Annotated in this window: 24 protein-coding genes; 14 read left to right on the top strand and 10 right to left on the bottom strand. The window is 63.8% G+C overall.

Annotated features, from left to right (window positions below):
* Positions 1-49: 49 nt before the first annotated feature.
* From H163_RS0115470 to H163_RS0115440, 7 genes are all read left to right on the top strand, one after another.
* Complete coding sequence (locus H163_RS0115470) at positions 50-688, top strand: isochorismatase family protein (RefSeq protein ID WP_019965511.1); 639 nt, start codon at positions 50-52, stop codon at positions 686-688.
* Positions 689-813: 125 nt separating this feature from the next.
* A complete protein-coding gene (locus H163_RS0115465; protein ID WP_026355913.1) occupies positions 814-996 on the top strand; it encodes a hypothetical protein in 183 nt (60 codons plus the stop codon).
* Positions 993-2,489 carry a sodium:solute symporter family protein gene (locus tag H163_RS0115460; RefSeq protein WP_019965509.1) on the top strand — a complete coding sequence of 499 codons (1,497 nt, stop codon included), beginning with the start codon at positions 993-995 and terminating at the stop codon, positions 2,487-2,489. The genes H163_RS0115465 and H163_RS0115460 overlap by 4 nt, the downstream gene beginning before the upstream one ends.
* A gap of 171 nt (positions 2,490-2,660) precedes the next feature.
* The gene (repA, locus tag H163_RS0115455) at positions 2,661-3,920 is read left to right on the top strand and encodes a plasmid partitioning protein RepA (RefSeq protein ID WP_019965508.1); all 1,260 of its coding nucleotides are present in this window, start codon (positions 2,661-2,663) and stop codon (positions 3,918-3,920) included.
* Positions 3,917-4,999 (top strand): plasmid partitioning protein RepB, encoded by a 1,083-nt coding sequence (repB, locus tag H163_RS0115450; protein WP_115336665.1) that lies wholly within the window; start codon positions 3,917-3,919, stop codon positions 4,997-4,999. The genes repA and repB overlap by 4 nt, the downstream gene beginning before the upstream one ends.
* 339 nt (positions 5,000-5,338) lie before the next feature.
* Entirely contained in the window at positions 5,339-6,685 is a 1,347-nt protein-coding gene (gene repC / locus H163_RS0115445) for a plasmid replication protein RepC (RefSeq protein ID WP_115336666.1), read from the top strand.
* A 52-nt stretch (positions 6,686-6,737) separates the two neighbouring features.
* Positions 6,738-6,908 (top strand): hypothetical protein, encoded by a 171-nt coding sequence (locus tag H163_RS0115440; protein WP_019965505.1) that lies wholly within the window; start codon positions 6,738-6,740, stop codon positions 6,906-6,908.
* A 477-nt stretch (positions 6,909-7,385) separates the two neighbouring features.
* On the opposite strand, the gene H163_RS0115435 is transcribed toward H163_RS0115440, so the two are convergent.
* Together H163_RS0115435 and fdhA are read right to left on the bottom strand one after the other, a co-directional pair.
* Complete coding sequence (locus H163_RS0115435; RefSeq protein WP_244296279.1) at positions 7,386-9,626, bottom strand: FepA family TonB-dependent siderophore receptor; 2,241 nt, start codon at positions 9,624-9,626, stop codon at positions 7,386-7,388.
* A gap of 255 nt (positions 9,627-9,881) precedes the next feature.
* On the bottom strand, positions 9,882-11,072 hold the full coding sequence (fdhA, locus tag H163_RS0115430) for a formaldehyde dehydrogenase, glutathione-independent (protein ID WP_019965503.1): 1,191 nt from the start codon (positions 11,070-11,072) through the stop codon (positions 9,882-9,884).
* 668 nt (positions 11,073-11,740) lie between these two features.
* Here fdhA and H163_RS0115420 point away from each other — a divergent pair.
* Both H163_RS0115420 and H163_RS0115415 read left to right on the top strand, forming a co-directional pair.
* Entirely contained in the window at positions 11,741-12,085 is a 345-nt protein-coding gene (locus H163_RS0115420; protein WP_019965501.1) for a hypothetical protein, read from the top strand.
* 106 nt (positions 12,086-12,191) lie between these two features.
* Positions 12,192-12,767 (top strand): RES family NAD+ phosphorylase, encoded by a 576-nt coding sequence (locus H163_RS0115415; RefSeq protein ID WP_019965500.1) that lies wholly within the window; start codon positions 12,192-12,194, stop codon positions 12,765-12,767.
* A 130-nt stretch (positions 12,768-12,897) separates the two neighbouring features.
* Here the strand turns inward: H163_RS0115415 and H163_RS0115410 are convergent, their stop codons facing one another.
* Positions 12,898-13,575 carry a helix-turn-helix transcriptional regulator gene (locus H163_RS0115410; RefSeq protein WP_019965499.1) on the bottom strand — a complete coding sequence of 226 codons (678 nt, stop codon included), beginning with the start codon at positions 13,573-13,575 and terminating at the stop codon, positions 12,898-12,900.
* Positions 13,576-13,670: 95 nt separating this feature from the next.
* Here H163_RS0115410 and H163_RS0115405 point away from each other — a divergent pair, with 95 nt between their 5' ends.
* The gene (locus tag H163_RS0115405) at positions 13,671-14,267 is read left to right on the top strand and encodes a hypothetical protein (RefSeq protein ID WP_019965498.1); all 597 of its coding nucleotides are present in this window, start codon (positions 13,671-13,673) and stop codon (positions 14,265-14,267) included.
* 112 nt (positions 14,268-14,379) lie between these two features.
* On the opposite strand, the gene H163_RS0115400 is transcribed toward H163_RS0115405, so the two are convergent.
* The 7 genes from H163_RS0115400 to H163_RS22990 form a co-directional block, all read right to left on the bottom strand.
* A complete protein-coding gene (locus tag H163_RS0115400; RefSeq protein WP_019965497.1) occupies positions 14,380-14,808 on the bottom strand; it encodes a VOC family protein in 429 nt (142 codons plus the stop codon).
* A 59-nt stretch (positions 14,809-14,867) separates the two neighbouring features.
* Positions 14,868-16,244 (bottom strand): nucleotide sugar dehydrogenase, encoded by a 1,377-nt coding sequence (locus H163_RS0115395; RefSeq protein ID WP_040679033.1) that lies wholly within the window; start codon positions 16,242-16,244, stop codon positions 14,868-14,870.
* A 445-nt stretch (positions 16,245-16,689) separates the two neighbouring features.
* Entirely contained in the window at positions 16,690-18,780 is a 2,091-nt protein-coding gene (locus tag H163_RS0115390) for a methyl-accepting chemotaxis protein (RefSeq protein WP_208975417.1), read from the bottom strand.
* 868 nt (positions 18,781-19,648) lie between these two features.
* A complete protein-coding gene (locus tag H163_RS0115385; protein WP_019965494.1) occupies positions 19,649-20,083 on the bottom strand; it encodes a PepSY-like domain-containing protein in 435 nt (144 codons plus the stop codon).
* Between the two features lie 56 nt (positions 20,084-20,139).
* Positions 20,140-20,448 carry a DUF2218 domain-containing protein gene (locus H163_RS0115380; protein ID WP_019965493.1) on the bottom strand — a complete coding sequence of 103 codons (309 nt, stop codon included), beginning with the start codon at positions 20,446-20,448 and terminating at the stop codon, positions 20,140-20,142.
* Positions 20,448-21,020 (bottom strand): PadR family transcriptional regulator, encoded by a 573-nt coding sequence (locus H163_RS0115375; RefSeq protein WP_019965492.1) that lies wholly within the window; start codon positions 21,018-21,020, stop codon positions 20,448-20,450. The genes H163_RS0115380 and H163_RS0115375 overlap by 1 nt, the downstream gene beginning before the upstream one ends.
* Positions 21,021-21,208: 188 nt before the next feature.
* Positions 21,209-22,741 carry a glycosyl transferase family protein gene (locus tag H163_RS22990; RefSeq protein ID WP_081626043.1) on the bottom strand — a complete coding sequence of 511 codons (1,533 nt, stop codon included), beginning with the start codon at positions 22,739-22,741 and terminating at the stop codon, positions 21,209-21,211.
* Positions 22,742-22,951: 210 nt separating this feature from the next.
* Between H163_RS22990 and H163_RS0115365 the strand changes: the two genes are divergently transcribed.
* The 4 genes from H163_RS0115365 to H163_RS0115350 all read left to right on the top strand — a co-directional run bounded on the left by H163_RS0115365 (position 22,952) and on the right by H163_RS0115350 (position 26,644).
* Positions 22,952-23,872, top strand: coding sequence for a siderophore ABC transporter substrate-binding protein (locus H163_RS0115365; protein ID WP_019965490.1), 921 nt, complete (start codon positions 22,952-22,954; stop codon positions 23,870-23,872).
* A 78-nt stretch (positions 23,873-23,950) separates the two neighbouring features.
* Positions 23,951-24,913, top strand: coding sequence for an ABC transporter permease (locus H163_RS0115360; RefSeq protein ID WP_026355907.1), 963 nt, complete (start codon positions 23,951-23,953; stop codon positions 24,911-24,913).
* Positions 24,903-25,889 carry an iron chelate uptake ABC transporter family permease subunit gene (locus tag H163_RS0115355; RefSeq protein ID WP_019965488.1) on the top strand — a complete coding sequence of 329 codons (987 nt, stop codon included), beginning with the start codon at positions 24,903-24,905 and terminating at the stop codon, positions 25,887-25,889. Before H163_RS0115360 ends, H163_RS0115355 begins: the two co-directional genes overlap by 11 nt.
* A complete protein-coding gene (locus H163_RS0115350) occupies positions 25,886-26,644 on the top strand; it encodes an iron ABC transporter ATP-binding protein (RefSeq protein WP_019965487.1) in 759 nt (252 codons plus the stop codon). The genes H163_RS0115355 and H163_RS0115350 overlap by 4 nt, the downstream gene beginning before the upstream one ends.
* The last annotated feature ends 9 nt before the right edge of the window (positions 26,645-26,653 follow it).

The raw sequence follows: 26,653 nt of genomic DNA, 5'->3' as shown, positions 1-26,653 counted from the left end.
GCCGCAGTTTTTGAGCTGCGGGAACGTCCAGCCGAAGGGGGGCAAGGACATGACACAGCAGGAAGAAACATACCAGGCGGCCGGGTTTGGCCAGCCGGTGCCGCGCGGCACGAGGCCTGCCGTTCTGGTGGTCGATTTCACCTATGGCTTCACCGACACCGCCTATCCGACGGCGGCGGACATGAGCGCGCAGATGGCCGCCACACGGCGGCTGACGGATCTGGCCCGTGCCAAGGGTTTTCCGGTCATCTACACGACGATTGCCTATCACCCCGGCGAGATTGCCCTGCTGCCATGGCTGCGCAAGGCGGCCGGCATGGCTGCGCTTCTGGAAGGCAGCCGGCTGGTGGAGATTGACGCGGCAACGGGCATTCAGCCGCAGGACCCGGTGATCACCAAGAAGGGCGCTTCCGCCTTTCATGGCACGGCACTTGCTGGCCTGCTGACCGGGGCAGGCGTGGACACGCTGGTCGTCACCGGTGCCACCACATCGGGCTGCGTGCGCGCTTCCGTGGTGGATGCGGTCCAGAGCGGCTTCAACGTGCTGGTTCCGGCCGATTGCTGCGCTGACCGCGCGGCGGCCCCGCATGACGCCAACCTTTATGACATGGGCCAGAAATATGCCGATGTGACCGATGCGGCGGACATTGAAAGCTGGCTCGCCGGCCTTGCGCCTTCCGGGCGCTGAGCCTGTCACCTGATGTGCTCCGGCGGACGGCCGGGGAACTTGCGGGCGCCGGAAAACGCCCGTTCAAACCGCCGGAAACAAGGCGGATGAAAACAACCCACCAATCTCTAGAGGGAAGTCACCACATGTCGAAAGCTGCACTATACTTGATAGGCGTGGTCGTCCTCGCCTGCTACGTCATACCCTATACGCTGCTCACCAATGTGGCGGAGTGGTATGGCTCCTTCCTGTTCTGGTGCGCCGCAGGCGTTGCCGTCATCGTTCTCAACATTCTGGCAACCGCCAGCTTCGAGGAGGACGAGGCATGAGCGTTACCCTTGTCGTCTGGGGACTGGTGATCTACGTCCTCGCCTCCTTCGTGGTGGCCTATATCTCGCGCTCGGGCGAGTCTGCCAGCATGTCCGAGTATTTCATCGGCGGGCGCTCCATGGGCGGCGTGCTGTCGGCGCTGAGCTACTCGGCCACCACCTATTCGGCCTTCATGATGATCGGCCTTGCCGGTCTCACCTTCAAGGGCGGCGTCGGCGCCCTCGGTTTCGAGATCATCTATTTCGCGGGCGTGTCGCTCGTCGCCATCTTCGGCCCGCGCTTCTGGGCGGTGGGCAAGAAATACGGCTTCGTCACGCCCTATGAAATGCTGGGCACGCGTTACGGCAGCCGCTGGGTGGCCGTGGCCGCCGGTCTCGTCAGCCTCGTGTTCCTCATCCCCTATTCGGCGGTGCAGCTGTCGGGCGTGGGTTACCTCCTGTCCGGCATGACCGGCGGCGGCATTCCCTTCCTGTGGGGCGTGGTCATTTCCACGGTGCTGGCCATCATCTTCTCCTATGTGGCCGGTATCCGCTCGGTGATGTGGACGGACAGCCTGCAGGCGCTGATGATGATCGTCGCCTCGGTGCTGGTCTGCGGTCTGGTGCTGATCGAACTGGGCGGTTTCTCCGGCCTCTTCGGTGCCATCCAGGCCACCAAGCCGGAGCTGCTGCAGGTGCCCGGACCCGGCCTCTTCAGCTTCACCACCTTCCTGGGGCTGACCATTCCGTGGTTCTTCTTCGCCATCTCCAACCCGCAGGTGAGCCAGCGCCTCTATATGCCGGCCTCCCTCAAGGCGCTGCGCCGCATGCTGGTGATCTTCCTGTGCTTCGGCTTCGTCTATACGGTCGTGTCGGTGCTCTGGGGCTTCTCCGCCTTCGTCGCCTTCCCGGAGCTGGAAAAGGGTGACCTTGCCACCTCCACCCTGCTGGCTTCGGACTTCGTGCCGCCGGTTCTGGGCGTCATGGTCATGGTCGGCATTCTGGCCGCTGCCGTTTCCACCATCGACTCGATCCTGCTCACCCTGTCGTCGGTCTTTGCCCGCGATGTGTGGAGCAACGTGACGGGCGGGGCGAGCGACGCACGCCAGCTCTTCATCGGCAAGCTGATCATCCCGTTCATCTCCATCGTCTCGCTGGTCTTTGCCGCGATGGAATTCTCGATGATCGCCATCCTGTCGGTAGCAGCCTCCGTCGGCCTGCTGGTCACGGTTCCGGCCATCATCGGCGCCTTCTTCTGGCGGCGCGGCACGGCGGCCGGTGCGCTGGTCTCCATTCTCGGCGGCGTTGCCTTCGTGGTGTGGATGTACCTGACGGGCAACAAGCTCTTCGGCCTCAACGCCGGTGTGCTGGCCCTGCCGGTCTCGACGCTCCTGTTCGTCGCCGTCAGCCTCGTCACTAAGCCCAACATGAAGGCTGCGAACGAGTTCGTGGAAGCCTCCGTCTCCTACAAGAAGGGCAAGCTGCCGCAGGGCATGCCCGCCCCGGCGGAGTAAGCACGCAAGACCCGCGCTAAAAGACAGGCGGCCCCGGCATCCGGGGCCGCCTTTGTCTTTGTGCAAGCGGCAACGGCGCGGCGGAATTGGGCTTAAGCTTCCGTTAACCTAATATTTCTTGCAGAATCGGCGGGGCTGGGGCATTTCTGACGGTATTGAGGTCGCGCTCGAATGCGGAACCGTCAGGAGATCGAGATGCTCGCAGGCGAGATGGATAGCGCCAAGGACACAACCGCCAAGATCGGGGACTTCACCCAGCGCCTGTCGGACAAGCTTCAGTCCATGCGCGAGATGACCTATCCCCCCGAGGCGCGCAAGTCCTATGGCCGCACGTTTTCGACGCTGGATCTGGTGCGCCTGCTCGGCATTCCGGAAAGCACCTTGCGCGCCCTGACGCTGGACGGCAAGGGGCCGCAGCCGCTGCGCGCCGACAACAACCGCCGCATCTACACCATCGAGCAGGTGTGGGAGCTGCGCAAGTATCTGGCCGAACAGCGGCCGGATGATGCCTTGCGCCTGTTGCCGCACCGGCGGACCGGCGAGCATCTGCAGGTCATCGCCTGCGCCAATTTCAAGGGCGGCTCGTCCAAAACCACAACCTCCGTGCATCTGGCCCACTTCCTTGCGCTGCAGGGCTACCGGGTGCTGTGCATCGACCTGGACCCGCAGGCCTCGCTGACCACCACCTTCGGCATCCAGCCGGACCGGGATCTTCGCTCCGGTGAGGACGAGGACGAGCGCACCGACACGGCCTATGACGCGCTGCGCTATGACAACAACCGGGTGCCGCTGAAGGATGTCATCCGCAAGACCTATTTCCCCGGCATCAATCTGGTGCCGGGCAATCTGCGTCTGATGGACTTCGAATATGACACGCCGACCGCGCTGGTGAACCGCACCACGGATGAGCTCGGCCTGTTCTTCCAGCGCCTCGATGCGGCCATCCGCACGGTGGAGGACGACTACGATCTGGTCATCCTCGATACGCCGCCCTCGCTCGGCTACACCACGCTTGCCTCGCTCTATGCGGCAACGGGCCTGATCATCACCGTGCATCCGGCCATGCTGGATATCTCCTCCTGCGCCCAGTTTCTGAAGATGATTGCCGATGTGACGGCGACCCTCTCGGAAGGCGGGGCGCGGTTCGAGCATGATTTCGTCAAGTTCCTGATGACGCGGGTGAACCCCAACGACGCCCCGCAGAAGATCATGGCCGGCACCATGCGCAGCCTGTTCGGCAAGGATGTGCTGGTGGCCGAAGCCGTGGAATCCACCGCCGTGGCCTCGGCCGGCGTTGCCAAGAAGTCGCTCTATGAGGTCGAGCCCGGCGAAGTCGGGCGCGAGCCGCTGAAGCGCGCTCTGGAGAGCGCCGATCAGGTGAACGGCGAAATTCTGGACCTGGTCAAGTCCGTATGGAGGCGGCAGGGATGAAGAAATCCATCGTCAAGATGATGGCGGAAGCGGCCAAGGCGGCTGAAGCCCAGAAAACGGCGGAGGCGTCCGCGCCTGCCGCCCAGCCTGCATCTGCACCTCAATCTGCGCCCCAATCCACGCCCCAGTCTTCTCCCCCGGCCGCGCCCGCAGCGGAGGGCGCGCGGATGGTGGCGCCTGTCGTCAGCTCCATGGGCCGCGCCCTGTCGCAGCTGAAGGAAGACAGCATCGTTGCGCTGGACCCGGGCAAGATCGACCCTTCCCCCTTCCGCGACCGCTTTGCCGCCGATGAGGAGGCCGCCGAGGCGCTGGAGGAGCTGAAGCTCTCGATCTCTTCCGAAGGGCAGAAGATCCCGGTGCTGGTGCGCCCGCATCCGACGCTCGAGGGCCGCTATCAGCTTGCCTATGGCCACCGCCGCCTTGCCGCTGTTCTGGCGCTGATGCAGGAGAGCGGCCGTCCGGAGACGGTGAAGATCCGCGCCTATGTGCGCCCGCTCTCTGACATGGATCTGATCCGCGAGCAGTCGCTGGAAAACGGCGTCCGCGAGAACCTAACCTGGATCGAGCAGGCGCTGTGGGCGCAGCAGTTGAAGGAGGCTGGCTTCAAGCAGCGCGACATGCAGCCGGTGCTGGGCGTGACGGAATCGACCGTTTCCACCCTGCTGAAGGTGGCAGCCAGCGTGCCGGAGGACATTGTTCTGGCGATCGGCCGGGCGCGCAATGTCGGCCGGCCGGCCTGGACCGCCTTTGCGAAGCTGTTCGACGATGCCAAAGCTGCCCCGCGCATCCGCGCCGTTCTGGACAGCAAGGCCTTTCTTGCAGGCGACGCGCCTGCGCGCATGGCCCTTGCGGCAAAGGCCGCGCGCGGCAAGGGCGCTGAAAAGGCTGCGGGCAAATCCGGCGAAGAGGAAATCCGCTCCGGCAAGCGCCTTCTGGGCAAGCTGAAGACGGGCCCCTCCGGCGTGACGCTGACCATCCCGAAGCAGGAGGCCGCCTTTGGCGCCTGGCTGGGCGGGCAGCTGGAGCAGCTTTACGCGGAGTTTGAAAAGGACGCCGGCGGCAGCAGCGAAAAAAGCTGATGGCAACTTATCCCCCACCCGGCAAGGTGGGGGTAAGATCACGCCAGCAGGCCCGCAGCACCGGACTATGACAGCGACCCGAAACACCGAAAGGAGCAGGAATGACGCAACAGGCCAAATGAAAAGGGACCATCTGGCGGCAACCAGATGATCCCCGATTTCACGGTCGAATGGGACTTCGCCCACACGAAACCTTGCACCCTTTTCTTGTAGGCGAAAAGCGAATCACGTTCAAGACCCGGTCTTGAGCGCACAAGCACTTTTGTGCCCGTTTCCCCCGTTCTGACCTCCATCTTGTTCACCGTCCGGGCGTGACGCTCGCGGCGGATGGAGGATTTCATGTCCACCACTTCGATCGCCACCTTCCGCAAGGTGACGCCAGGCATTCTTGCGTCCGCCGTTCTGTCGCAGCAGGAAGAGCGTCCGGTTGTCACGAAGCAGGATCTATCCCTCGTTCTCAAGCGAGTCGCTCCCGCTCTGGGCATTGATGGCACGTCCTATCACGTGCTCGACATTCTGCTGGGCCTTGTGCAGGCGGAGGATTTCAAGGCCGGCCGGCGGCCCGTGGTTGCCATCTCCAACCAGCGCCTGTCCGAATACACGAGCCGCCATCCGCGCACGGTGATCCGCTGCCTGAAGCGGCTGGTGGAAGCCGGGATCCTTGCCTACCGCGACAGCCCCACGGGCCGGCGCTATGTGCAGAAGGACAATGCTTCCGGCCACATCGAGGCCTATGGACTGGATTTCAGCCCGGCCTGCGTCAATCTGGAGCGCTTCCGCGCGGCAGCCGATGCGTTTCAGGCGCAGATCAAGGCCGATCAGGCCGCCCGCCGGGAACTGACCCGTCTTGCCCGCGCCATTGCCGATCTGGATGAGGCCTGCGAGGGCCTGGAAGGCTTCAGGGCCTGTGCCCAGACCATCCTTGAGGAACGGCACACGCTGGTGGGCTTCAGGTTGGAGCGGATGCGCGCCCTTTATCAGGACGCTCTCGACTCAGCTGCTTCGGATCATGCAGCTTTTTCTGAAAATATGTCATCCACGGGTGACATTCCCGTCACTTCATTATCTATTACAAACCGTCCCGACTCTTCAGAAAGTAACATCAAACGGACTCGCCCTGACGGGCGTGAGATAAATACGAAGACTGACAACGGCTGCGCCGTTGAAATGGCTCTTGAGAAAGAGCCTTGCGGCGATCCTGCCCGTGAGCAACAGAAACTGCGGCAAGCGGCAAGGCCTCAGGGGGCGGGGCGGGATATTCATCAGGCCACTCATCAGGATGCTCATCGGGCCACGCAAAGAGACAGGCAGCAGGGCAGGGCGCAAGGGGCCTCGCAGCATGGGCTGCTCGACGATGTGTCGGCGGGTCTCGTTGAAAGCGCCTGCTCCGAGCTTCAGGCCGTGATCCGTCACAGGCTCACCTCCTGGCCTGCGATCTGCGAGGCGGCAGAGGAGATCCGGGTGCTGATCGGCGTCAGCCCCTCTGCCTATGCGCAAGCGGTGGAGCAGCAGGGCCGCTATGTCGCTGCGGCCTGCCTTGCGGTGGTGGCGGAAAAGGCGCTGCGCGATCCGGAACAGATTTCCCGCCCCGGCGGCTATTTCCGTGCCATGATCGAGCGCGCCGGCGAAGGCCGCCTGCATCTCGCCCGCTCGCTGTTCGGACTTGCGGCGGACAGGCGGTCGTGATGCGCGTTCGTCAGGTGCCGAAGGGGCAATGTCTGAGAAATTGGAGAACGGTATGTTCGCTCGTACACAAGCCGATACAGATGCCGTCTCTGCTGAGCGCGAGATTAAGATCATCGATGGCATCAAGCAGAGTATCGGCGATGCAGCCGCTGGCCGCGTCGTCCCGCATGAGCAGGCCATGGCTGAGCTCTATGCGGTGATCGGCGAAGCAGAAGAAAAGTGAAGCGGCCCCGCATGTGTGCGTATGCAGCGCTGAACTGAAACCTTCCGGACTTGCCAGCCTCGGGCGGGAATTGATCTGTGAAGGCACGACGATGCAAAAACGGCAGGCCCGTGCTCAGGCTGCCTTGCAGTCGTTGCAGACAGGCGGTCGTGATGCGGAGAAGGGGTTTGCTCGGGGCACTGCCCTTCCCACCGCACCGTCCCGGCCCCCGAGCCGGGACCTGTAAGGATGGCACCGCCTTTCCAACCGTAAGGATGCCTGCACGGTCTTTGCCCTGGAGGCAAAGCTGCACTGCGTCCCTAACAGGCCCCGGCCCGGAGGCCGGGGCGGCGCGGTGTGTGGCGGACGGCAGGAATCCGGACTGAACAGGGTGTGGCCCTTGCATCGCAAGACCCCGTGGACTGCGAGGCATATGCAAAAACGGCAGGCCCGTGGTGAGGCCTGCCGTCTGATCGTGCCGGTTGTTTGCGCTCAGCCTCAGAATGTGGCGGAGAGCGACAGGTAGAAGGTGCGGCCGGGCTCGTTGTAGGTGTTGGCACCGGCACTGTTGCTGTTGCCTTCGCGGAACTGGCGCTTGTCGAAGATGTTGTTCACGCCGGCGTTCATGCGGAAGTGGTCGTTGAGATCATATTTCATGCCGGCGTTGACCAGCGTGTAGGCGCCGCGCGCTTCCGGGTTGGTCACCGCGCCGCCGGTGGTGGCGGTCAGCGTCGGGGACTCCGTCTTGCCATAGTGGGTGGCGGAGAGGATCAGCGTCAGCTTTTCCGTCGCGGCCCAGTCCAGCGAGGTGTTGATCGTGTATTCCGGGATGAGCGACAGGGGCTGGTTGTTCCGCTTGTCCTTGGACTCGATCATGTAGGTGGCGTTGGTGCTCCAGGTCAGGCCCTCCATCACCGGCACGGCGAGGTTGCCTTCAAGCCCCTGCACCACGGCTTCGGGCACATTGTACCAGCGGAAATACTGTGCCGTGCCCGAGCGGCCTTCCGGCACGATGCCGGAGGCGATGCGGTCCTTGTAGTCATTGTGGAAATAGGTGATGCCGGCATTCCAGCCGTTGTCATCATTGTAGTTGATGCCGATTTCCTTGTTGATGGCGATTTCCGGGTTCAGGTCCGGATTGCCGGCCACAAAGCAGCCGTTGCCAAGGTTGGGGAAGTCGATGGGGCAGCCGTTGCCACGGGTGAAATACACGTAGTTCGGGTTCAGCTGATAGAGGTTCGGCGCCTTGAAGGCGCGGGCGATACCGGCCTTCAGGGAGATGTTCTGCGTCAGCATGTAGGTGGTGTTGAGGCTGGGGCTCCAGTTGCCGCCGAAGGAGCTGTGATGATCGAAGCGGATGCCGGGCGTCAGGGTCCAGTCTTCCGTGATTTCGATGTTGTCTTCCAGCATCAGGCCGAACATCTGCGCGCTGACATTCGGGTCACGCAGCGCCGGATCGGACACCGTGCCGGGAACTCTTGCGCCGTTCAGCCCCTGCAGGATCGAAACCGGATCGTCCATCCACTCGCCGCGGAATTCGGCACCGGCCGTCAGCATCTGCTCGAAGCCAAGGTTCAGCGGAATGTTCCACTCGCTTTTGGCGGTGACATTGTCGAGGGTGATCGTGCCCCAGGTGGAATTGGCCTGGATCGAGCCTTCCGGCCCGCCTGCCAGCCCCTCCGACAGGCGCCGGTTGAGCGTGCGCTCCCACTGGACATAGCTGCTGGACTTGCCGAAGTCATAATCGCCGAAATGGGTCAGCGACAGGCTGCGGCGGGTCATCGAATTGGTCTCGGTGCCGAACAGGCTGTCGCGGACCGCAGGCGTGATGGTGCCAAGCTGGCTGTCTCCGGCAAAGAGATTGCCCTGCCGGCTGTAGGAGCCTTCCAGATCGAAGCGGTGATCGTCACGCGGGGTGAAGGACAAAAGGCCCCGCACGTCCTTGTTGATCACCCCTTCACGCCCTGCGGCCACGCTGCCGCCGGGGATCGTGGCGTTCGCATTGATGTTCGCATCATCCGGCTCGGTGCGGGCATAGCCGGCATTGAGGCGGAAGGAGAGCCAGTCGAGGATCGGGCCGCCCACGGTCACATTGGTGCGTGCCGTGCTGCCCTCTTCGGAATGCTGCGGCAGGGCGAAATAGGTGGTGACGGAGCCGCTCATCTCTTCCGGCCGCTTGGTGATGATGTTCACCACGCCGCCTGCCGCGCCCGAGCCATAGCGCGCAGCTGCGGGCCCGCGGATCACCTCGATGCGTTCGATCATCTCGGCCGGCACCCAGTTGGTGTCGCCGCGCGTGTCGCGCTCGCCCGCACGGCCCATGCGCACGGAATTGCGCGACAGAACCGGCTTGCCATCGATCAGGATCAGCGTGTTTTCCGGGCCCATGCCGCGCAGCTCGATCTGGCGCTGGTTGCCGCGCTGGCCGGAGGAGGTGGTGCCGGTCAGGTTTGCGCCCGGCATCTTGCGCAGGATTTCCGAGACGTCATTGGCAACCGGCGTGCGCTGCAGATCGCTGGCGCTGATCACGGAAACGCCCGGCGCCTGCTTCAGCTGCTCTTCGGCCGAGAGGACGATCTTGTCGAGAGAGGTGGTGTCTGCGGCTTCCTGCGCCAGCGCGGAAGGTGCCTGCATCAGCACCAGACCCAGCGCACTTGCCCGCAGCAGCTGGAACTTCAGCCCTTCTGCCCCGGCTGCCGGTGCCGTCCGCCCGAAGGCGCCCTTTTTGATCATACGCATGCTTCACCCCAATATATGAACTTTGACGTCATATTTTCGATGGGGCGGTCCGGGTCAATCCCGCAGAATTAGAAGCCTTCCAATTTGCTCTGATGGCAAATCAGCACGGGATGCAACGTCACAAGCCTGCCGGGGCTCGCGGGCGGCAGAAAGGCGCAAAAGCTTGCGGCGCACCGGAGGTGTTTTTCCGGTACGCCGCTGTCATGGCTCAGGCCATCATGGATGGCCGGATGGGGCTTTTTCTTCAGGCTTTGTTCAGGCGGCCTTCAGCAGGTCGCCATGCGGGTCCAGCACGAACTTGGTTGCCGCACCCTGATCGAAGGTCTCATAGCCCTGTACGGCCTCATCCAGCGGAATGATCTTGGCATTCACGATATCGGCAATCGGCAGCCGGTCATGGAGAATGGCCTGCATCAGCTGGCGGTTATACTTCAGCACCGGCGTCTGGCCCGTGTGGAAGGACTGCGCCTTTGCCCAGCCGAGCCCGAAGCGCAGGGAAAGGCTGCCCTGCTTTGCCGCTTCATCCACCGCGCCCGGATCTTCCGTCACATAAAGCCCCGGAATGCCGATGGAACCGGCCGCCCGGGTGATCTCCATCATCTGGTTGAGCACGATGGCGGGCTGCTCGCCGCCTGCGTGGCCTCTGGCCTCGAAGCCGACGGCATCAATGGCGCTGTCCACCTCGTTGGTGCCGATCACCTGGGCGATCATGTCGCCCAGCCGGTCGCTGGCGGACAGGTCGATGGGTTCAAAGCCCATCCTGGCCGCATGGGCCAGACGGTCCTTGTTGAAGTCACCGATCATCACCACGGCTGCGCCGAGAATGCGGGCGGAGGCGGCTGCAGCAAGGCCGACCGGACCGGCACCGGCCACGTAGACCGTCGAGCCCACACCGGCGCCTGCGCGCACCGCGCCATGGAAGCCGGTCGGCAGAATGTCGGACAGCATGGTCAGATCGCGGATCTTCGCCATGGCCTGGTCGCGGTCCGGGAACTTCAGCAGGTTGAAATCGGCATAAGGCACAGTGACATAGCGCGCCTGTCCGCCGATCCAGCCGCCCATGTCGACATAGCCATAGGCACCGCCTGCGCGCGAGGGGTTGACGGTCAGGCAGACGCCGGTGTCCTGCGACTTGCAGCAGCGGCAGCGCCCGCAGGCGACATTGAACGGCACGGACACGATGTCACCAATGTCGAGCATCTCCACGTCGATGCCCTTTTCGATGACCTGACCGGTGATTTCGTGGCCCAGCACCAGCCCCGGCATGGCGGTTGTCCGGCCGCGGACCATGTGCTGGTCGGAGCCGCAGATGTTGGTGGAAATGACCTTGAGGATGACACCGTGCTCGATCCGGCGCCCATCCGGGGCTTCCAGCTTCGGATCGTCGATGTCACGAACCTCCACCTTGCCCGGCCGCATGTAGACCACACCTCTGTTCTTGCTCATAGTCTCTCCTCCTCCTTGTGATGCGGGGCCGCCCGCTCCTCTGCCTGCTGTCAGGCATTTGCGCCCTGTGTGACAGTCCAGCGGCCATTCCCTGCCTGCCGGCACAGCCGGAAGGTCATGAACGGGCTCTGGACGGCATTGCAGCTGAAGGCCTCCTCCCGGGATGTCCGCAACTGACGGCTTTCATGCACACCGCTTGCCGGGCGGCGCTGAGCTCGTGACATGCGGGATCTCCAGTCCGCATGAGAGACGCAGACCTGAAGCAGATCACCCGCACGGAGAGACTGATATCCAAAACGCGACATCAAGATGGCGTACAGCGACGGGTTGTGGAATGGCCGCCCTAAAAGCGGGCGAAAGAGGGCGAAGAAGTTCTCTTGCTGGCGTGCAACCGGTGAGCACGTTATCCGGCTCTGTCCGTCAGGCACGGCGGCTGCCGAAGCTGCGCCACTCCATGTGCCGTTCAATCTGAACCATGATCCGTGCGGCAAAGCCCCACGGCATCAGCGAACAGCTCATTGACTTTATCATTAGGGTTTCATATTTCTATTCTGTGAAACCGATCTGGAACATGGCCTTGACCGGAGACAACGTCACCGCCTTCTGCGGTGCCGCAAGTCCGGTCCACAATTTTCAGGTTATTCCGGTAAAATTCAGCAGATGCGATAATGATCATGCAGGGAGCAGTACCAAGATTTCTGAATGAAATTGGCGAAGCCGGTGGCCTGAAGGGGACCGACATTGCCAATATCATGGACGTGTCGAAAGCCACCGTCTCACGCTGGCGCGCCGGTGATATCAAGCCGCAGCCGCGCAACGAGCTGATACTCTCCGATCTGCACTATATCGTGACCCGTCTGACGGACTATTACTCGGCTGATGAAATCCGGACCTGGCTCTATGCCCGCCATGCCCAGTTGAATGGCGAGCGGGCGATTGACCTTATCCATCAGGACCGTGCCATCGAAGTGCTGAAGGTCATCGACCGGCTGGATAACGAGGTGTTCCTGTAATACCAGCTCCCGATGAGCTTGCTTCGTCGGGAGCTGGTCAAGCCCATGCGGCGCGTGAGCCTTTTCAAGGCGTGATGCGTCAACATCGAAAGCCTTGGTATAAAGCATGGCTCACACGCGCAGAAGCAGGGACAGTGCACTCATCGATGCGATCGAAGCGCTTCCGCCTGTGCAGTTCGAAGGCACGGTATGGCGGGTGGTCCGCAAGGGACGGTCACCGGTTGACTGTGCACGCTCCGGCGGCCGGTGGGACGACGGAACCTTCGACGTGCTCTACACGTCGCAGCAGCGCGATGGGGCGATCGCGGAAATGTATTTCCATCTCGGGCGCGGGCAGCCTGTCTTTCCGTCGAAGGTGGAATACGGGGTGCACGAGCTGGATGTGAAGCTCGATAACGCACTGCAACTGGTGGACCTCGGCGCATTGCAGCGTCTTGGCCTTGATACGTCCCGTTACGGGCAGTTGTCCTATGACCGGGCCTGTGACGAATACCCGCGCTCGCAGGATATTGCCGAAGCTGCGCATTTTCTGGAATTCGATGGCCTCATCGTTCCAAGCGCAAGGTGGGACTGCATGAATGTCATTCTGTTTTGCGATCGTGTACCCCCCGGCGCGATGGAAATCGCCGCTGATCACGGTCTTGTAAACTGGCCGGGCTGGATCAAGGCCAACATACGGTAGCCCTTCCTCACGCCTTGACGATCCTGTCCCGGTGCTCCGTCACGGCCTTGGTGGTGTTGCGGGTGCTGGGCAGGGCTGGGACGTAAGGGGCGTGATAGTCGACGGAGGCCTTGCGCAGCTTCAGCCGCGCTCACAGTTTTGCGAGATAGTCCTTGAACCGCCGTCCGTTCTGCAGGCGGAAGCTGTTGCCCGTCTCCCTGATCCCGCTGATCCGGTCCAGCCGGAAATTCCGGAAGTCTTGCCGCATCTCGCACCACGCGGTCAGGAGCCACACGTCATCGAAGAGCGTCAGGCCAAGAGGATGAACCTGCCGCTGGCTGCTGCGCCCCTCAAGGCCGCGATAGGCAAGCTCCAGGATCCGCCGCTCACGAATGGTCCTCCGCAGAATGCTGCTCCACTTCGCTACACCACTGTCCCCGGGCCGCTCGCGGGTTACGGCCAGAAGCGGCAGGGTCTGGAATCTTTCTCCACCTTCGTCTCCCATGGCATTTGCGACCTTGCCCGAGACCCGCTTGGCAGCATCGCGCAGGTCTCCGGAGTCCCGCGTCATCACGAGACGCAGGCCGAGCATGATTGCTTCCATCTCGTCGGGGTCAAATTGCAGCGGCGGCAGGAAATAGCCCCTCTCCAGCTGGTAGCCGAGACCGGACTCGCCCCTGACTGGTGCCCCCATCGCCTGAAGACTGGCCATGTCGCGATAGATCGTGCGCAGTGAAACGCCGAGTTTCTGTGCCAGCGTCTCTGCCGGAACAGGATGGCGTGCGCTGCGCAGCTGATCGAGGAGAGCGAAAAGCCGGAGAGTTTTCATGCTGCACCTTGTACCATACCCCTGACAGAAAGTGTCAGGGGGGTGCCGTTAGACAGAGGCTTCTTCAACCCGCACGGCGCAAGGAGCCAAAGCCCATGACCAGACAATGCATCGAAGTCGTCACTTACAAGACCGGGGATCCGGCCGAGGCCGGCCGGCAGCGTGAGGCCGCACGCCAGCGCGTTGCACAGTTCTCCGGCTTTGGCGGATGGCTGCCGCTCACCGGTGGCAAGGATCAGACCGATCGGGTGGATGTTGTTCTCTGGACCAGTCCCGAGGCTGCGGAGGCCGCAGCTGAGGCCGTGGGCACATCGGAGGACTTTGCCGGCTTCAGGGCGACGATTACGGAGCTTGGCGCCATGGGTCACTATGTGGCGCCTGCCAATGGGCTTGTCTTGATGCAACCGGGGTCCGGCGTCGAGATCGGGCGGTTCCGGTTGCGTCAGGGCGTTGCGGAAGAGGCCATGCGCGCGGCTTATGACAAGATGATCGCAGACCATTTGTCCCGTCAGTCTGGCTGGCTCGGACAAAGGCTGATCCGCCTGCAGGATGGCAGCTTCATCGATGCCGCTTTCGCCACCACGCAGGCCAGGGCGCAAGACATCTGCAACGCCTGGGCCGGGAACGCCCATTGTGACGCCTTCCTGAGCATGGTTGAGCCGGTCAGCATGGAGTTCGGGGCGATTGTCTAACCCTTGATCGCGGCGCCATTGCGCGAGCCATGCCTTGCAGAGCGCAAGGTGTGGCTCGCCGGACCGGTGACCGGCGGCCGCGAAATCTGTCTGCCGCCGGCAGTGTCACTTCCTAGAAGCCGATCACAACCGAAGGGGCGCTGCGTTTTGCTTCGCCGTGATAGACGGCTTCAATATTGTTGCCGTCGGGATCGAGCACAAAGGCGGCATAATAGCCAGGGTGGTAGGCTCTTTCTCCCGGAGCGCCGTTGTCGCGCCCGCCATTGGCCAGGGCAGCCTTGTAAAATGCGTCCACCATCATGCGGTCTCTCGCCTGAAACGCAAGATGATGCCGCCCTGTCAGGACCCCAAGGGCGGCCGGGCTGTCTGCGGCGCTGACGACCAGCTCATCAGCCCAGAAATATCCCTCGTCCGTGGTGACAATCGGGATCTCCAGAACGGCAAGCACGGCTTCGTAGAAGCTCTGGCTGGCTTTCAAGTCACGCACGACGAGCTGAATGTGGTCAATCAGCCGGCCGCGGTGCAGTTGATTTGCTTCCATGGTCTTTCTCCCAACTCAATGCAGTCCGCGTCAGCACCGGAAAAAGGACCTCCGGTGCCTCACGCCTTGACGATCCTGTCCCGGTGCTCCGTCACGGCTTTCGTGGCGTTGCGGGTGTCGATGACAAGCTTGCTGGCGCTGACGAGGGCCTGATAGTCGATGCAGTCGTGGTCGGTGGCAATGATCACCGCGTCGAACTGCCCAAGGGTTTTCGCGCTCAGCTCCACCGATTTCATGCCCATCAGCGGCTTGTGCTTGCGGGTGCTGGGCAGGGCAGGGACGTAAGGGTCGTGATAGTCGACGGTTGCCTTGCGCAGCTTCAGCCGCTCGATCAGCACCAGCGCCGGGCTCTCGCGCATGTCATCGACGTTCTTCTTGTAGGCCGCGCCGATGATCAGCACGCGCGAGCCGTTCAGCCCCTTGGCAAAGCGTTCATCAAGCGCTTCGGCCGTGCGGGTGATGACGTAATCGGGCATGGCGGTGTTGATCTCGCCCGCCAGCTCCACGAACTTGGTGGTGATGGCAAATTCCCGCGCCTTCCAGGTGAGGTAGAACGGGTCGATCGGGATGCAGTGGCCGCCAAGGCCGGGGCCGGGATAGAAGGGCATGTAGCCGAAGGGCTTGGTCTTGGCCGCCTCGATCACCTCCCAGATGTCGATGCCCATCCGGTCGTAGATGACCTTAAGCTCGTTGACGAGGGCGATGTTGACCGAGCGGAAAATGTTCTCGCTCAGCTTCACCGCCTCGGCGGTTGCGGCTGAACTGACCGGCACGACGGACTGGACGATGGCAGCGTAAAGGGCAATGGCAATCGCCCGGCTGTCCGGATCATCGGCGCCGACAACTTTCGGGATGGTCGAGGTCTCATAGTTCGGATTGCCGGGGTCCTCGCGCTCCGGCGAGAAGGCGAGGAAGAAATCGCGGCCAGCCTTGAGCCCCGAGCGCTCCAGAATGGGCTTCAGCACCTCCTGCGTGGTGCCGGGATAGGTGGTGGATTCCAGGATCACCGTCTGCCCGGCCTTGAGATGCGGCAGCAGATGCTCCGCCGTGCTGACGATATAGGACATGTCCGGCTCCCGGTGCCGGGTCAGCGGCGTCGGCACGCAGATCAGGATGGCGTCTGCGCGGGCCAGATTCGCAATGTCCGAGGTGGCATGAAAGCGCCCGCTCTGCGCAATCGCCGCCACGTCCGCATCGGAAAAATGCCGGATATAGGACTTTCCCGCCATCAGCGAGGTGATCTTGGGCGGATCGATGTCAAAGCCGGTGACCTCGAACCCCGCTCGCCAGAAAGCCCGCACCAGCGGCAGGCCGACATAGCCAAGCCCGATGATGGCCACGTTGAACCGCCGCTCCCCCAGGGCTGCGAGCTTTTCCCGGGCGAGCGGGCTCACGGAAGGCGTCGTGTCATGCTGCGGCTGGACGGGCGTGGTCATCGGTCTGTCTTTTCCTGCAAGCGCCGGGGCACAGGCCTGCCGTCCGCACGGGAACCGGAGGCCGGATCTGATGACACCCTGATCCACCGCCCCGCCTGTCTTGTCAATGAACTGCGTCATCACGCCTGTGCAGGGGGGCGGTGTTGGCTGCTGGAGCGAGGAGGAGGTTTAGGCCCTCGTTTCGCCGAAGCGCCCCTCTCCCCCCTTGAGGGGGAGATGTCTGCGTGAGCAGACAGAGGGGGGTAGCAGCGCTTCAGCACAGCACCACCTCTCTCACAAGCGGATAGTCCGTTACCCCCCTCTGCCCCCTCCGGGGGCATCTCCCCCTCAAGGGGGGAGAGGAGTTGGAGCCTGACTGGAAGTCCGTTGTAAACACTGCCCTCAAGGGAGGGGGCTGAAACGCCGTGCCGGGGAGGCCAGGCATCGCGCTCTGCTGCTGCCCGGATCAGGCGGCGTCCAGTTCGGCGAGGAAGGATGCGACGCCGTTGCGCAGGTCTTCGGTGTTGCCGTTGAGCTGATGCGTCAGTTTCAGCACCCTGTGGGCCGCTTCATCCGTGCGGGCGATGCTGACCTGAACGCTGCCGACGCTTTCGCCTGCGGACATGGTCCCCTGTGCGGTGGACTGGGCCGAGCGGGAGATTTCGCTGGTGGCTGCGCTCTGCTCTTCCACGGCACCGGCGACGGAGGTCACCGCCTGGCGGATGTCGCCCACCACCTGGCGGATCGAGCTGATGGCCTCCACGGCATTGCCGGTGGCAAGGCGCATGGCCTCGATCTGGCCGCCGATCTCGTCGGTCGCCTGCGATGTCTGGTTGGCAAGGGCCTTCACCTCGCTGGCCACCACGGCAAAGCCCTTTCCGGCCTCTCCGGCACGGGCGGCCTCGATGGTGGCGTTGAGGGCCAGAAGGTTGGTCTGGTTGGCAATGTCGCGGATGATGTCGATGATCGACCCGATCCGGCCCGCCGTTTCGGACAGGGAGGTGACGATGCCATGGGTGGACCCGGCATGGCGGTCTGCCTCGCTCACCACATCGCCGGAGCGCTGGATGAGGCTGCCGATTTCGCGGATCGAGGTGAACAGCTCTTCGGCGGCGGCGGCCACCACCTGCACGCTTTCGTTGGACGAGTTCGTGGCTGCCATGGCGCTGTCGGCCTGCTGTGCGGATTGCTTGGCCTGGTCGGCCATGCCGCTGGCGGAAGAGGCGAGTTCTCCGGCCGCCGTGCCGACCTGCTTGACGAGGCCGCCCATCTTCTCCTCGAAATCGCGGGCCAGCCGCTGCATCATCTGGCGCCGGGCCGCCTGCCGCGTTTCGCGCTCGGCCTCTTCCTCCCGCATCTTCTGATCGGCGGCAATGGCCGCCTGCTCGCGGATTTCATCAACGGCGCGGGCGATATCGCCGATTTCGTCGCGGCGGGTTGCGCCCTCGATCTCGGCCAGAACCGTGCCGCGTGCCATGCTCTGCAAGGCGCCGGTCAGTTTCTGGATGGGATTGGAAATGCTGCGGGCAACGAGCCACATGGCGGCAATGCCGGTGAAGGCGACGGCCAGGCCCACGAGGATGCCTGTCCATGTGTCGGAGGCAATGCGGGCGGCCATGGACTGGCTGAGCGCCGCCGCCTCGGCCATCACCACCGCCTGCGGCAGCGACAGGACGATGGCCCAGTTGGAGCCGGTGCGGCCAAGGGCGATGGGCGCATAGACCTTCATCTGGTCTGTCCCGGCATCATAACCGACCATTGCCTTGCCGCTTGTCATCTCCTTCAGGTTTTCCGTCCAGACGGGACCGAGGGTGCTGACGGAAGCGCCGATGGCATCCGGCCTCTCGCTTGAGGCCACGATCAGGCCGGCTTCCGTCACGATGGTGACGCTGCCCTTGCCGTCATAGGTGGCCTGATTGACCGTTTCGGCCAGTTTCTGCACGAAGGCGAGATCAAAGTCGGCACCGGCGACGCCGATGAACTTGCCGCCCACGGTGATGGGCACCGACATGGTGGCGAGGAAGACGGACTTGCCCTGCACGATATAGGGGAGCGGGGCGAGGACGCTTTCCTGCCCGGTCCTCTGCGGGCCGAGATACCAGCCGCCCTTCACCAGGCCGTTGGCGTGCTTGTCGGCGCTGTCATATTCGACCAGCGGCTGAACATCGATCTTGCCCGCCGCATCGCGCGTCCAGTAGGGCAAGGCGCGGCCAGTCTTGTCGGAGCCCACGGCAGCATTGCCGGCATATTGTGCATCGGCACCATCCAGCGCATTGGGCTCGATCGCCGAATAGGTGCCGTTGAAGAGTTCATTGTCTTTCAGAACGGACAGGAGGATGCCGTTGAGCTGGGCCCGGCGCTTCTCCGGAGCAGTCGAATCCGGTCCGGTGGCCGCAATCACCTCGATGGATTTTGCCATGCCGCGGGCAGCCATGAAGGCGGATGTGACTTCGCTGCGGATGACTTCCGCCTTGGAGCCGGCCAGCTGCAGCAGGCCCTGCCGGGCGCTTTCGTTGAGGAGGCTGTCGATCCGCGTGGCGACTTCGGCATTGCTCATCTTGCTGGAATATAAATTTGCCCCGACCAGCACCCCTGTCGCAGCCAGAAGGCAAGCTGTCGACAGAACCACAATCCGTGTCTTCAAGGAATGAATCTTCATAATCGCTCCGATCAGCCAGCTCTTGTTTCAGCTGACGTAGGAGAAACTTATGGAAATGTGAAATTAATGGGGTCTTAAGTCCCCAAACCAAACAGGGGTATGGCGTATTTATACGGTATATACATAATGATAATAGTGTAATTGCTTAGGTAATTTCCGGGTTGATACGCTGTTTTGCTGAAGTTTTGACGCGAATATTTCACGTCAAGGAAGACGTCTTGAAGGCTCGGCAACCATCAAGGGTGCGGGGCCTGAGAGGCTGAAACCGGGACCCGCCGCTATCGGAACCGGCTTCTTCGGCCTGACCGCTGCCGTTCAGGTTCAGGTCCACCCGTGCGCCGCCCGGCAGCCTTTGCCACGGCACACACAGCGCCCCTGAAGCCGGAGGAGGATTTGGCCTTCGTTTCGCCGCAGCGCCCCTCTCCCCCCTTGAGGGGGAGATGTCAGCGCGAGCTGACAGAGGGGGGTGGCAGCGCCTCAACACGGCAGGATCTCTCGTGATAAACGGACAGGCTGCATACCCCCCTCTGCCCCCTGCCGGGGGCATCTCCCCCTCAAGGGGGGAGAGGAGCTGGAGCCTGACTGGCAGTCCGTTGTACACACTGCCCCACGAGGGGGAGGAGGGCTGAAACGCCGTGCCGGATGAGGCGGCGTCCGGTTCGGCGAGGGAGGCTGCGGCGCCGTTGCGCAGGTCTTCGGTGTTGCCGTTGAGCGGATGCGTCAGTTTCAGCACCCTGTGGGCCTCCCCCGGAAGACCGGGCGCCGGTCAGTCCGTGTCGAAATCAAGCAGGCTGCCGTCCTGGCTGAACTTGGCCTCGAACCGGCGCCCGTCGGCCGTGCGGCCTTCCAGCTCGATCTTGCCATCGAATTCCAGCTTGCGCAGCGTTGCGCCATGGGGAAAGGACGGGTTCGCCTTCACCGCGTCCGGCAGCAGCGGGCCGATCAGGGAAATGGGGAAACTGCCGTCCTTGCTCTCGATCTCTTCCAGCTCGCCGTTGGACCGGAACTCGGCCTCGATCCGCGTGCCATCGGCAAGGCGGCCCTGGAGTTGGCGGCCATGCTGCATCTGCTTGTCTTTGGCCGAGACATCCGTCAGGCCCATCATGCCGATGAGCTGGCTGTCGCTCACCTGTGCAGTGGCCGGGGTCCAAAGCAGGGGCAGGGCGGCGGCGGCGGACAGGATGGCGGCACGAAACGGCATGGCAAATGGCTCCTTTGAAGGGCTGCAGCCTGGGGTGGCTGCAGCCGGGGTCTTTGTCAGATGGTCTGCCAGATAAGATCGTTTTGTGGCTCGCGGAAGGCGAAGCGGATGAAGTGGCTGCCGACCACGTCCTGCAGCCGGTCAAGGGCGGCGCTGTCTGCGGCTGTCACGTCCATTGTCAGGCGCGTGCCCTCGGCCTTCAGCGTGCACACGCCCATCGGAAAGGTGATCGTGCCCTGTCCGGCGTCGAATTCGGCCGGGATCTTGTGCTGGAAGTGCTTGCACAGCTGCTGCAGGTAGCGGCTGGCCTTATCGGTTTCCACCACGCAGCGGCGGGTGGAGAGGGTGGTGGTTTCAGTCGTCATCAGCTTTGCTCCACGGCAAGGGCGGCTGCATCGATGGCAGCGGCGATCTTCTGGGCGGTTTCCGCGTCAATTTCGCTGTCCCGCAGGCGCAGGCGCAGGGCGGTCTTGAGGTTTTCCATGGCCCGCACCACGGGCGCGGGGGCAAAGCCCCGCGTCATGCCGCTGCGGGCACGGGTCATGAGTTCGCTGGCCAGCGCCTTGTTGGCGGTGAGGAAGGCTTCGCCTTCGGGGGTGATGCTGTGGCGCTTGCGCCCGCCTGCTTCCACCGTGATGGCGCTGTAGCCCATGTCCTCCAGCCAGCTCAGCGTCGGGTAGATGACGCCGGGGCTGGGGCTGTAGCTGCCGGCGAACCGGTCCTCGATGGCCTTGATCAGCTCATAGCCGTGCCTCGGCTCCTCGGCGATCAGCGCCAGAACCAGCAGCCGCAGCTCGCCATAGTCGAACAGCCGCCGGTGTCCGCCGCCCCGGCGGTGCCCGCCGGGATGGCCTTCGTGCAGGGTGCCGTGCGTGCCGTCATGCGGGCCGCTGTGGGGGGCATGGCCGCGATGACGGTAGGGGTGTCTGTGTCTCATGGCTCTAGATATATTTCCGATATATCGGAAATCAAGATATATCGGGATTTATTCCGGAAGCAGGCATTCCTCTCTTTCGTCATGGCCGGGCTTGTCCCGGCCATCTGCAAGCCATTGATCTGGTTAGATCCCCGGCACAAGGCCGAGGATGACGATGGAGAGGCTGCAGGTCTGTCAGCGCCCCCGCTCTATGGCTTTCGCACGCTGGCGGCATCGGCACTGGCGGGGCGGAGCTGGCGCGGGCGGTTGCGCCAGAGGGTGGCGGCGTCCTCAAGGCAGGCGGAAAATTCCGCTTCCGGTGCCCGGCGCAGCGTCATCAGGGCGAGTGCTGCGGTCTTCACGATGGCCGCTTCCGCCAGCTCGTCGCGCGCTGCGCCCGTCCACACGGCCAGCCAGTATTCCTGCTGGGTGAGGGCGGCGGGGATCGGCATCCGGCTCGCGGGCGTCGAAGGCAGGGTGAAGCGGGCTTCCTCGCCGCCGGTCAGGCGGAACACCGGCGTTGGCCGGTCTGGTGTGACCTGCGCAAAGTCGCGGTTGGCGCCGGTGACGGCTGCGTCCAGACAGCCGGTGAGGGCAGCTGCGGTGCGGAACAGCTCCCGGTCGGAGGTTTGTGCGGCGCCCAGCATTGCGGCGGGGGCGCCGCCCGGATTGAGCACATGCACGGCGGTGTTGACCGGGGTGCGCATTTCAAAGGCCGGATAAAGGGCAAGCAGGCCCGCCAGCTGCGGGCAATAGGCGGTAACGGGCAGATAGGCGATGCCCTCCCGCGCCAGCGCCTGCCTTGCGTCCTCCAGATTGTCCGCCACGGGAATGGCAGCGGCCTCTGCCGCCTGTTGCAGCAGGATGCCCGAGGCGATGTTGCTGCCGAAGCCATGCACCAGCACCCTGTGCCCGGCCATGGCCACCAGACGGGCGGCATGGAGGAACCACGGCACGGTGCGCAGCCGGGGCGAGAGATAGGCCGGCCAGTTGAGATCGGCCATCGCCGTCTCTGCTGCTTCCGCCGTCTCTCCCGTGCCGGGGCCTGCCGCATGCAGCTGGACCGCCTGCGCAAAGCCGGCCAGCTCCACCGCCGTCATGCCGCGGAACTGCATGGTGGCCAGCAGCGCGCCGGTCTGGAACGGGTCCGCCTCGGCCCGCAGCACGATGCCGAGGGCATCGCGGGCTTCTTCCTGCGTCAGCGGCCGGGTGCGGCCCGGCCCGGCGGCAATGCTGGCGATGTATTTCGCCAGCCGCTGGCTGGGGGCCGAGGCATGGCCGATCAGCGCCATCCGCTCGGCAATCATCTGCGGCGAGGGCTCGCCTGCCAGCCGGTCTGCCGCGCTGGAGCCCGGCGCCAGCGGGGTTGCCTGATGCTGGGTCAGATGCTGGGTCTGGGGCTGGGCCTGATGCGGGGAGAACGCCCGGGCGGAGTTCGAGCCCGGCCCATGGTGGCTGCCCCAGGGCAGGGCGGATGCACTGTCCGGCGTGCGGGCCAGCAGCAGTTCGGCATCATTGGCCAGCCCGCGCACCTCCAGCCGCAGGGCTTCGGCAAAGGGCGTCGGGCGCATGCCTTGCCCTGTGCGCTCCAGCAGCGGATCGCCGTAGAACTCGCGCAGCTGTGCCAGCATCCGGCTCATGGCCGAGACCTGCATCCCCATGCTGGCCGCCGCTGCCGACACGCTGCCCTCCCGCAGCAGCGCATCCAGCGCGATCAGCAATTTTATCCGGCCAATGTCCACCTGTGTGCTGCCTTCTGCCCGAGCGCCTGATTGAGGAGGGGGATTTGCGTTTTTCGCAAATTGGAATTGCTCAAAATGATGCGCGTTGACCCTTGGCAGCAGTGTCTACATAAGTGGATTTAGAAACTCAACTTATGTTGTTCAGGCAAGGCGCTGCCGCCGTCACACTGGCGTGAGCGCCGCTGCTGCGAGGTTCAGGAAATGACGCATATGTTCTCCATGAAGCGGCTGGCTGCGGGCTTTGCAAGTGCTCTGGTGCTCTCCGCCGTGCTGACGGGCTCCGCTGTTGCCGAGGTCAAGGTGACCCACGCCAAGGGCGAGCTGACGCTGCCTGCGGTCCCGGCCAAGGTGTTCGTCTATGACATGGCCGCGCTGGACACGCTGACCGCGCTTGGCGTCGAGGTGGCCGGGGTGCCGGGCGGCAACAAGCCGGGCCATCTGGCGCAATATGCCGATGACAAGTACCAGAAGATCGGCTCCCTGTTCGAGCCGGACTTTGAAGCCGTTGCCGCTGCACAGCCGGATCTGATCATCGTTGGCGGGCGCTCTGCCGCCAAATACGAGGATCTGGCGAAGATCGCGCCCACCATCGATCTGTCGGTGGACTTCGAAGATTTCACCGGCTCGGCTCTGAAGAACCTCCAGACGCTGGCCGTCCTCTTCGGCAAGACGGACAAGGCGGACGAGCTGACCGCGAAATACAAGGCCTCCGTCGAGGAGCTGAAGGGCAAGACGGCAGGCGCTGGCAAGGGCCTGTTCATCCTCACCACCGGCGGCAAGATGGCCACCTATGGCAAGGGTTCCCGCTTCGGCCAGATCTTCGGCGAATTCGGGCTGGAGCAGGCCGATGACAGCATCAAGATCGGCATCCACGGCCAGCCGGCGTCCTTTGAATATATCCTCGAGCGCAATCCGGACTGGCTGTTCGTGCTGGACCGGGATGCGGCCATCGGCCGGGAAGGCGATGCCGCCCGCCAGCTTCTCGACAACGAAATCGTCCGCCAGACCACGGCCTGGCAGAAGGAACAGGTGGTCTACCTCAATGCGGCCAACTGGTATCTGATTGGTGGTGGCATCACCGCCATGCAGGATACGGTAGACCAGCTGAACGCTGCCTTCAGCGGCAAGTGAGGTTCGCTGTCAAGTAGCGTGTCAGGCGGCTGCGTCTCCTCCGGGGCGCAGCCGCCGCAATCCTTTCAGGACCCTGCCTTGAAATTCCTGCTGCCAGCCTCTCTTCTGACCCTCGGTCTTGCGATAGCCAGCCTGTTCACCGGTGCCAGCCCCGTCTCCTTCTGGAGCGTGGTCAGCGGTGCGGCGGATGAGCGGGCCCTGATGCTGCTGGCCGAAAGCCGCATTCCGCGCACCATCGCCCTCATTCTGGCGGGCGCAGGCATGGCCGTGGCCGGAACCCTGATGCAGATGCTGGCGCGCAACCGCTTTGTCGAGCCTTCCACCGCAGGCACGGTGGAATCGGCCTCGCTGGGCATGCTGCTCGTGCTGTTCTTCGCGCCGGACCTGCCGGTCATGGCCAAGATGCTCGTCTCTGGTGCCTTCGCGCTGGCGGGCACCTTCCTCTTCATCGCCATTCTGGAGCGCATCCCCCTGCGCTCAGCCCTGATGGTGCCGCTAGTGGGGCTGATGCTGGGCGGGGTGATCAGCGCCGTCACCGCCTTCCTTGCCTACCGGTTCGACCTGCTGCAAACCCTCGGCGCCTGGACCAGCGGTGATTTTTCCGCCGTGCTGCGCGGGCGCTACGAGGTGCTGTGGCTCAGCCTTGCGCTCACCATCGCCGCCTATGTGGCCGCCGACCGCTTCACCCTCGCCGGAATGGGCGAGGATTTCGCTGTCAGCCTTGGCCTCAAGTACCGGCAGGTGCTGCTGCTCGGCCTCTTCATCGTTGCCATGGTCACCGCTGCGGTGGTGGTGACGGCGGGCGTGGTGCCCTTCGTCGGGCTGATCGTGCCTAATCTTGTCGCCATGGCCCTGGGCGACCGGCTGCGCCGCACCCTGCCGCTGATCGCCGTCACCGGTGCGCTGCTGGTGCTCCTGTGCGATCTGATCGGCCGCACGGTGAATGCGCCCTTCGAGATCCCGGCAGGCTCGGTTCTGGGCGTGGTGGGCAGCGTGTTCTTCCTGTTCCTGCTGCTGCGGAGGCGCTCCCATGCGGCTTGAGCGCCTGTATCAGACCGGCGCAAGGCGGCTGACGCCTGCCGGTGTGCTGCTGCTGCTGGGCCTCCTGACGCTCGCCGCCGCCACCGCCTTCATGACGCTTGGCGTCAAGGCCGGCTGGTCCTTCATCCTGCCCTTCCGGGGGCAGAAGCTCGCCGCGCTGGTGCTGGTGGCCTATGCGGTGTCCGTGTCCACGGTGCTGTTCCAGACGCTGACCAACAACCGCATCCTGACGCCCTCGATCATGGGCTTCGATGCGCTTTATGTTCTGCTGCAGACGGTGCTGGTCTTCGCCCTTGGCTCGGCCTTCGTGACGGCCATGGACCCGCGCCTGCTGTTCGTGGGGGAAGTCGCCATCATGGCGGGCTTCTCGCTGATCCTGTTCCAGCTGCTGTTCTCCGGGGCGATCAAGGGCCTGCATCTGATGATGCTGGTCGGCATCCTGCTCGGCGCCCTGTTCCGCAGCCTTGCCGGCTTCCTGCAGCGGGTGATTGACCCGAACGAGTTTGTCGTGCTGCAGGACCGGTTCTTTGCCAGCTTCAATTCGGTGGATGGCACGCTTCTGGGTGTCTCGGCGCTGATGATTGCCGGGGCCAGCCTTGCCGCCTGGCGGCTGGGGCATACCTTCGACGTGATGGCGCTGGGGCGGGACAGTGCCATCATGCTGGGGGTGGACCACAGGCGGGTGACGCGGCAGGTGCTGATGATCATCACCGTGCTTGTCTCGGTCTCCACGGCGCTGGTGGGGCCGGTCACCTTCTTCGGCCTGCTGACGGCGAACCTTGCCTATCTGCTGATGCCCTCGGGCCGCCACCGGCATGTGCTGCCTGCGGCGGTGCTGATTGCCGTCATCTGCCTTGTGGCGGGCCAGACGGTGCTGGAGCGGCTGCTCGATTTCAGTACCGCACTCGCCATCGTCATCGAATTTGCCGGCGGGCTGTTCTTCATCTTCTTTCTGCTCAAGGGAGCGCGGCGGTGATCCGGATCGATCAGGTCAGCAAGAGCTATGGCAACACGCTGGTGGTGGACGGGGTCACCCTCGACCTGCCGAAGGGCGGGCTCACCTCCATCATCGGCCCCAATGGCGCGGGCAAATCGACGCTTCTGTCCATGATCGCGCGGCTCACCACGATGGATCAGGGCAGCGTGCTGGTCGATGGGCTGGATGTGGCCAACACCTCCGGCGAGGTGCTGGCCCGGCGCCTGTCGATGCTGCGGCAGGACAACCAGATGACGGCGCGGCTGACGGTCACCGATCTCGTCTCCTTCGGGCGTTACCCCTATTCCAGGGGGCGGCTGACGGCGCAAGACCGGGCCGAGGTGGACAAGGCGCTCGCCTATCTCGGCCTTGCGGACCTCAGCCACCGCTTTCTGGATGAACTCTCCGGCGGCCAGCGCCAGCGGGCTTTTGTCGCCATGGTGCTGGCGCAGGACACCGGCTACATGCTGTTCGACGAGCCGCTGAACAACCTCGACATCAGCCATTCCGTCGCCATGATGAAGCTCTTGCGCCAGGCGGCAGACGACTTCGGCAAGACGGCGGTGGTGGTGCTGCACGACATCAACTTCGCCTCTTGCTACTCCGACCATATCGTCGTCATGCAGAACGGCCGCGCCGCGCTTCAGGGCCCCCCATCCGGCATCATCCGCCCCGAAGTCCTCACCGCCATCTTCGGCTGCCCCTTCACCGTCCAGGAAATCAACGGCAACCGGATCGCCGTCTATTTTCGGTGAGAGTGGGGA

Source organism: Pannonibacter phragmitetus DSM 14782, assembly GCF_000382365.1.
GTDB lineage: Bacteria > Pseudomonadota > Alphaproteobacteria > Rhizobiales > Stappiaceae > Pannonibacter > Pannonibacter phragmitetus.
This window is presented reverse-complemented; position numbering and strand designations above follow the sequence as displayed.

What these genes read in the sequence shown, in the direction of transcription:
- H163_RS0115365 (WP_019965490.1), top strand. Translation starts at nt 22,952, where the DNA reads ATGTTCTCCATGAAGCGGCTGGCTGCGGGCTTTGCAAGTGCTCTGGTG.
- repC (WP_115336666.1), top strand. Translation starts at nt 5,339, where the DNA reads ATGTCCACCACTTCGATCGCCACCTTCCGCAAGGTGACGCCAGGCATT.
- H163_RS0115395 (WP_040679033.1), bottom strand. Translation starts at nt 16,244, where the DNA reads ATGACCACGCCCGTCCAGCCGCAGCATGACACGACGCCTTCCGTGAGC.
- H163_RS0115390 (WP_208975417.1), bottom strand. Translation starts at nt 18,780, where the DNA reads ATGAGCAATGCCGAAGTCGCCACGCGGATCGACAGCCTCCTCAACGAA.
- H163_RS0115415 (WP_019965500.1), top strand. Translation starts at nt 12,192, where the DNA reads ATGGCTCACACGCGCAGAAGCAGGGACAGTGCACTCATCGATGCGATC.
- H163_RS0115380 (WP_019965493.1), bottom strand. Translation starts at nt 20,448, where the DNA reads ATGACGACTGAAACCACCACCCTCTCCACCCGCCGCTGCGTGGTGGAA.
- H163_RS0115420 (WP_019965501.1), top strand. Translation starts at nt 11,741, where the DNA reads ATGATCATGCAGGGAGCAGTACCAAGATTTCTGAATGAAATTGGCGAA.
- H163_RS0115385 (WP_019965494.1), bottom strand. Translation starts at nt 20,083, where the DNA reads ATGCCGTTTCGTGCCGCCATCCTGTCCGCCGCCGCCGCCCTGCCCCTG.
- H163_RS0115470 (WP_019965511.1), top strand. Translation starts at nt 50, where the DNA reads ATGACACAGCAGGAAGAAACATACCAGGCGGCCGGGTTTGGCCAGCCG.
- fdhA (WP_019965503.1), bottom strand. Translation starts at nt 11,072, where the DNA reads ATGAGCAAGAACAGAGGTGTGGTCTACATGCGGCCGGGCAAGGTGGAG.
- H163_RS0115460 (WP_019965509.1), top strand. Translation starts at nt 993, where the DNA reads ATGAGCGTTACCCTTGTCGTCTGGGGACTGGTGATCTACGTCCTCGCC.
- H163_RS0115375 (WP_019965492.1), bottom strand. Translation starts at nt 21,020, where the DNA reads ATGAGACACAGACACCCCTACCGTCATCGCGGCCATGCCCCCCACAGC.
- H163_RS0115355 (WP_019965488.1), top strand. Translation starts at nt 24,903, where the DNA reads ATGCGGCTTGAGCGCCTGTATCAGACCGGCGCAAGGCGGCTGACGCCT.
- repB (WP_115336665.1), top strand. Translation starts at nt 3,917, where the DNA reads ATGAAGAAATCCATCGTCAAGATGATGGCGGAAGCGGCCAAGGCGGCT.
- H163_RS0115410 (WP_019965499.1), bottom strand. Translation starts at nt 13,575, where the DNA reads ATGAAAACTCTCCGGCTTTTCGCTCTCCTCGATCAGCTGCGCAGCGCA.
- H163_RS0115400 (WP_019965497.1), bottom strand. Translation starts at nt 14,808, where the DNA reads ATGGAAGCAAATCAACTGCACCGCGGCCGGCTGATTGACCACATTCAG.
- H163_RS0115440 (WP_019965505.1), top strand. Translation starts at nt 6,738, where the DNA reads ATGTTCGCTCGTACACAAGCCGATACAGATGCCGTCTCTGCTGAGCGC.
- H163_RS0115405 (WP_019965498.1), top strand. Translation starts at nt 13,671, where the DNA reads ATGACCAGACAATGCATCGAAGTCGTCACTTACAAGACCGGGGATCCG.
- repA (WP_019965508.1), top strand. Translation starts at nt 2,661, where the DNA reads ATGCGGAACCGTCAGGAGATCGAGATGCTCGCAGGCGAGATGGATAGC.
- H163_RS0115465 (WP_026355913.1), top strand. Translation starts at nt 814, where the DNA reads ATGTCGAAAGCTGCACTATACTTGATAGGCGTGGTCGTCCTCGCCTGC.
- H163_RS0115435 (WP_244296279.1), bottom strand. Translation starts at nt 9,626, where the DNA reads ATGCGTATGATCAAAAAGGGCGCCTTCGGGCGGACGGCACCGGCAGCC.